The organism is Pseudoalteromonas sp. S3431, from assembly GCF_000690035.1.
In the GTDB taxonomy this organism is placed as follows: domain Bacteria; phylum Pseudomonadota; class Gammaproteobacteria; order Enterobacterales; family Alteromonadaceae; genus Pseudoalteromonas; species Pseudoalteromonas fuliginea.
Map to the genome: position 1 here is coordinate 22,308 of NZ_JJNY01000092.1, position 6,000 is coordinate 28,307.

The 6,000-nt window shown below is 38.2% G+C and carries 5 protein-coding genes; 3 read left to right on the forward strand and 2 right to left on the reverse strand.

The annotated features are described in order from the left end of the window. The first annotated feature begins 164 nt into the window (after nt 1-164). Nucleotides 165-551 carry an MmcQ/YjbR family DNA-binding protein gene (locus DO88_RS02140; RefSeq protein ID WP_007377720.1) on the forward strand — a complete coding sequence of 129 codons (387 nt, stop codon included), beginning with the start codon at nt 165-167 and terminating at the stop codon, nt 549-551. A gap of 189 nt (nt 552-740) precedes the next feature. Here the strand turns inward: DO88_RS02140 and DO88_RS02135 are convergent, their stop codons facing one another. Continuing rightward, nucleotides 741-1,250: a GNAT family N-acetyltransferase gene (locus DO88_RS02135; RefSeq protein ID WP_033040820.1), complete on the reverse strand. Its 510-nt coding sequence runs from the start codon at nt 1,248-1,250 to the stop codon at nt 741-743. A 130-nt stretch (nt 1,251-1,380) separates the two neighbouring features. Further along, the gene (gene fabB, locus DO88_RS02130; RefSeq protein ID WP_007377718.1) at nt 1,381-2,592 is read right to left on the reverse strand and encodes a beta-ketoacyl-ACP synthase I; all 1,212 of its coding nucleotides are present in this window, start codon (nt 2,590-2,592) and stop codon (nt 1,381-1,383) included. Between the two features lie 179 nt (nt 2,593-2,771). Here fabB and mnmC point away from each other — a divergent pair, with 179 nt between their 5' ends. Then, entirely contained in the window at nt 2,772-4,781 is a 2,010-nt protein-coding gene (gene mnmC, locus DO88_RS02125) for a bifunctional tRNA (5-methylaminomethyl-2-thiouridine)(34)-methyltransferase MnmD/FAD-dependent 5-carboxymethylaminomethyl-2-thiouridine(34) oxidoreductase MnmC (RefSeq protein ID WP_033040823.1), read from the forward strand. A gap of 534 nt (nt 4,782-5,315) precedes the next feature. Next, the gene (locus DO88_RS02120; RefSeq protein WP_033040824.1) at nt 5,316-5,951 is read left to right on the forward strand and encodes an SDR family oxidoreductase; all 636 of its coding nucleotides are present in this window, start codon (nt 5,316-5,318) and stop codon (nt 5,949-5,951) included. Nucleotides 5,952-6,000 lie beyond the last annotated feature (49 nt).

A 6,000-nucleotide genomic window follows, 5' to 3' on the forward strand; every position in this document is an offset into this window, starting at 1 on the left:
TGATTTTTGTATTTAGAAGGTTTATCTCTGTATCAATATAAATAACTTCCAATACTTCAGTGTATTAATGCTAAAAAAAATGAAGACAATCGATATTTCGTATCACAAAACTAATAAAATAATGCTATGGTATGTGTACCGAGTATGACTTCAAGGAATGGATCATGGACCAAATAAGAGTGCATGAGTATTTAATTAAAAAGCCACTTGTTCAAGTTACAAAACCGTTTGCTCAAGAGGTTGATGTTTATAAAGTGAATCATAAAATGTTTGCTACTCTTGCCGTTGGCAATGATGGTGAAACAAATGACGATGGAGAAATTATTTGGTGGCTTAATTTAAAGTGCGATCCCGATGAAGCACTTTCGTTACGCGACATTTTCCCTGCAGTGATCCCAGGCTATCATATGAATAAACGGTTATGGAATACTGTTATTTTAGATGGTTCGATTCCACAAGGCGAAATAGAACGAATGATCGATAATTCATTTAATTTAGTCGTGGAAAACATGCCAGAAAAAGATCGCAAAACAATAGAGCAGCATTTGTAAACGTCTACTTCTATTAGGGGCTAGCTTTCTAGCCCAATAAACCCACCTAACGTTGTTAACCTTTCAAGATTAGAATCTTCCAGTCTTGGGCTGTTTAATAGCCTTGATAAATTTATAACTTAGAATGTTTAACGCTGTTAGCGCCAGATTTAATCCCTCAAATTGATTATGTATTATTGCGCATTGGTATTAGACTTTGAGTGTGTAAATTAAATCATCATAACGCGTACCAGCAATAATATGTGATTGAGGTATAGCATCTGTCTGTGTTAATCCGCATTTGCTCAATACATTTTCTGAGCTTGTATTACCCCGTGTCACCACAGCTTTAAACTGTTTGATACCACATTCTTGCCACGCCCATTCGATTACGGTTCTTAACGACTCAGTTGCGTACCCTTTAGAGAAGTGTTTTGGTAAAAATAAATACCCTAGTTCAGCAGTTATTCCATCATAAGTAAAACCAGTAACACCTATAATCTCCTGTGTTTCATTGTTTATAACAGCAAAGCATAATGGATGGCGAGAGTCTGGATCCCAAATAGGTAAGCGCTGCTCAAACCGCTGTCTCACAAATACTTCTTTTGGCATGTCAAAGCAATATTCAAGCACGTCGGGTTCACGATGGAGCTGCAAAAAAACAGACCAATCAGCATCACTCAATTGCCGCATTTTTAATCGTTCTGTAAATAACTGCATAGGCCCTCTACAAATGATTATTAATAAAAAGCACGAAAAACAATCACAATAACTTATAAATTCTTAAGTAAAAAGCCGCTCACTTATAAAGTGAGCGGCTATAAATTATATAAAAACTAAGTAGAACCAATTAGCCTTTATATTTGCTCATTACTAAAGTCGCGTTTGTGCCACCAAAGCCAAAGCTATTTGACATAACCGTATTGAGTTCAACATCACGACGTTCAGTAATAATATCTAAACCAGCCGCTTGCTCATCTAGGTCATCAATATTAATTGAAGGCGCTACAAAGCTGTGCTCTAGCATTAATAATGAAAAGATTGCTTCGTGAACACCCGCAGCACCTAGAGCATGGCCTGTCATAGCTTTAGTGGCACTGATCATTGGTGACTTACCGCCAAACACTTCTTGAATTGCACCAAGCTCTTTAACGTCGCCTACAGGTGTAGATGTACCGTGAGTATTTAAGTAATCAATACTGTCTACATCTTGCATAGCTTGGCGCATACAACGTGCCGCACCTTCGCCAGATGGCGCAACCATGTCGTAGCCATCTGATGTTGCACCGTAGCCAACAATTTCAGCGTAAATGTGTGCGCCACGCGCAAGGGCATGTTCAAGTTCTTCAACTACAACAATACCGCCACCGCCAGAAATAACAAAACCATCACGGTTTGCATCATATGTACGAGATGCTTTTTCAGGTGTTTCGTTGTATTTAGTAGAAAGTGCGCCCATAGCGTCAAATTCCATTGCTAATGTCCAGTGTAATTCTTCACCGCCACCAGCAAATACAACGTCTTGTTTACCAAGTTGAATTTGTTCTACCGCGTTGCCAATACAGTGCGCAGATGTTGCACATGCTGAGCTAATTGAATAGTTAACACCTTTAATTTTAAAAGGGGTTGCTAAACAAGCAGAAGTTGTACTTGCCATAGTACGTGGCACCATATAAGGCCCCACACGTTTTACGCCTTTTTCACGTAAAATATCAGCGGCTTCTACTTGCCATTTAGACGAACCGCCACCAGAGCCAACAATAATACCCGTGCGCTCATTAGATACTTGTTCGTCAGACAAACCTGAGTCTTCGATTGCTTGTGTCATCGAAATATAAGAATAAGCAGCAGCATCACCCATAAAGCGCATTGCTTTGCGATCAACATGGGCTTTAACATCAATATCAATTTTACCCGATACATTACTACGTAACTTATAATCAGCAAATTCTTGGTTAAAAGCGATACCGCTCTTACCTGTTTTTAGCGATTCTAATACTTCTTCTTTGTTGTTACCGATACTTGATACAACACCGATACCTGTAATTACAGCTCTTCTCATGGGTAATTCCCTTAGCTTAATACTCAATTGGGTTCTATTTTACGCGAATTTAATCACCTAAGTGGTCAGCTTTCTAGCGTACACTTGTACTCTGAACCGCTAGCTTATAAATAACGCCAGACTATTACAAAGAAAACACGTAAAATAATTAAAAATATTATTTGTAAACCTTATAAGTCATGATCAAAAACGCGCAAATACACTTTAATCACTCAGGTACTCCTGTTGCCAGCGACTTCGATGATATTTATTTTTCTGATGACAATGGCTTGGCCGAATCCCATTATGTGTTTTATGATCAAAACAATATAGATACTCGATTACAAAATCATGACCAACCACATTTTGTTATAGCCGAAACCGCTTTTGGTACCGGCCTTAACTTTTTAAATGCATGGCAGTGCTTTAATGACCACATTGCACGCCAACAAGTTCAAAATCAATTAGATATAGGTGTTAAACGGCTGCATTTTATTTCCTTTGAAAAGCACCCATTAAAATTAGCTAACTTAAGCCAACTTTTACAAGCATGGCCTTCTTTTCAGCCATTAAGTGAAGAGTTACTAGCCCAGTACCCTATAAATTTAGAAGGATGTCATCGACTCGAATTTAATAATGGCCGTGTTATCCTCGATTTGTACTTAGGTGATGTACTCAATTCAATAAGTACAATGAGCTACCCACAATCTGGAATTGTTGATGCTTGGTTTTTAGATGGTTTTGATCCAAATAAAAACCCTGATATATACCAAACAAGCCTATTTAATGCATTGGTCGACATCTCAAAAACTAACGCGACGCTTACCACTCATACCGATGCAGAATCAGTACGTAAAGGCTTAATTGACGCGGGCTTTAGCATGCAAAAAACAAAAGGCTTTAGCAAAAAACAAAACATACTGTTCGCAAAGCTCAAACAAGCTAATAGTTCACAATCGGCTCCAGCTTATTTTAACCAAGATAAAAGCACACTTAAAAATGTGGCTGTAATTGGCGGCGGTATAGCCAGTAGCTGCATTTTATATAGTTTGGCTAAACGAGGCATAGCAAGCCAATTATTCTGCCAAGATGAAAAACCAGCTATGGGTGCATCGCATAATGTGCAAGGCGCTATCTACCCTCACCTACAAGCTAAAAATTCACCGCACAGCGAATTATTCGCACATAGCTTTTTATACGCTAAACGCCTATATAACAACTTACTTAGCAGTGGTTTTAATTTTGATTACGATTGGTGCGGCGTATTACAGCACGCAGTAAAAAAACCTCTGGCCGATAAACATGAAAACTTAGCACAAAAACAGCTATGGCCAACCCAGCTAATGCACAACGTAACCGCAGAGCAAGGCGACGAAATAGCCGGCGTAGAAACAGGTTATTCGGGCGTGTTTTTTGAACAAGGCGGCTGGGTTAACCCTCCGCAATTAGTAAACGCCATGTTAAGCGCTGCAAATAGCATAAACCCATTTAAAAACCTATTTAACTGTAATATTGAACAGCTTAAAAAAACTGACAGCGGTTGGTTTTTATTAACTAATAGCGAGCAACTAGGTCCTTTTAGTGACGTAATTATATGTGCGGGTGAACACAGTGATTCATTTGAGCAAACAAAAGCGTTGCCTATTGTAGGCGTAAGAGGTCAAGTTTCGCATGTTCAGGCAAGTAAGCAATCACGCAAACTTAAAACAGTGCTGTGCCATAAAGGGTATTTTACCCCAGCCTATTTAGATCATCACTGTATGGGTGCCACATTTGAAAAAAACACCAAAAGCCGTCAAGTTACCGCGCTCGACAATCAGTTAAACCAAGAGCAACTGCTTAGCTTTTATCAGCAAAGTGAATTTGCCTCAACCCTTGGCAATATTACCTCGGCAAAAGCAGCTGTTCGCTGCACATTTATAGATCACCTACCAATGGCAGGGCAATGGTGCGAACAAAGTGATTACATTACAGCCTTTGCTAACTTGCGCCTAGGTAAGCGCTATCAGTACCAGCAACTAACTAAATCACAGCAAGGTCTGCATATTTTTACCGGTTTTGGCGCACGTGCTTTATGTAGTGCCCCACTCAGTGCAGAGCACCTTATTAGCTGTTTAAACAATGAGCCTCGCCCGTTAAGCGAGCGTGTTAGCCAAGCTATTCATCCTGCCCGCTTTATAGTTCGTGATTTAATACGTAATAAAATATAAAGGCATTTATGAAAGTATTATCACTGAGTATATTATTTTTAATTTTTGCAATATTTAGCAGCCCTAGCCAAAGCGCCATTACATAATAAAGGAAACAATACCCATCGAACCCTTTTCTATAACTACCAAAAACACAGTGTAAGAATAAGTTTGTACCAACGTGATTATGTGACCAGAAATCAGTATTATTATTGAAAAATAAACGTAAAATAGTCATTTTTATCATGCTCTGTTAAGTATCCAATTTAAACCACGTTATTTTATTTAATATTACTAATTAAACTCAAATTTACCCTTTAAAAATAAACGCCTACCCCAAGGTCTGTTTACACAGAACATTACTTTTCAATTTATTTATACCAACAGCATTAAATTAGTGATTTATTATAACGATGAAAAATAGCTTAATAACAAAGTAAAAATTATGACATAGAGTGATCTGTATAAATAATTTTAACAACGTTAGTAAGTTACTATCTTCGCCAGAATATTCACTTTTTAATAAAATTGGTACTAGTTAAGAAGGAATTAATTATGAGCAAGACCTTAATTATTGGCGCAAGCGGTAAAATTGGTAAAATGACCACTGAGTTATTATTAAAAAATGAACAAAATGTGGTTGCCCTAGTGCGTGATAAAAACAAGCTAAGTGATTTAAAAAGCCCCTTTTTAAGTATTGTAGAGCAAGATCTCGAAGGCGACTTTAGCAACGCGCTAAAAGGCTGCGATCAAGTTATATTTGCTGCTGGTTCGGGCGGTAGTACTGGCGACGACAAAACCGTTTTAATTGATTTATGGGCAGCAACTAAAGCTGCAAACTACGCCCGTGAACATTCAACAAAACACTTCATCATGGTTAGCTCTATTGGTGCAGACGATCCCGACTCAATAGATGGCGACTTAAAACCATACCTTGTAGCTAAGCATATGGCTGATGAGCATTTAATTAACAGTGGCTTAAATTACACAATTATTCGCCCTGCTACATTAACCGACGAAAAAGCATCGTTAGCAGTAACAACCGAACGCCCTAAAGATAGTGATAAAGCTAAAATTAGCCGAGGAAATGTTGCTAATGCATTACTTCATATTGCAACTAACAGCCCAAATAGCAACCGTATTTTTGAACTGTTCGATGGTGACAAACCTATCAAATCCGCTGTTAAATAAACGCCAACAAAACCACAAAATTAGTACAATGTAATACCAATCCCTTAAC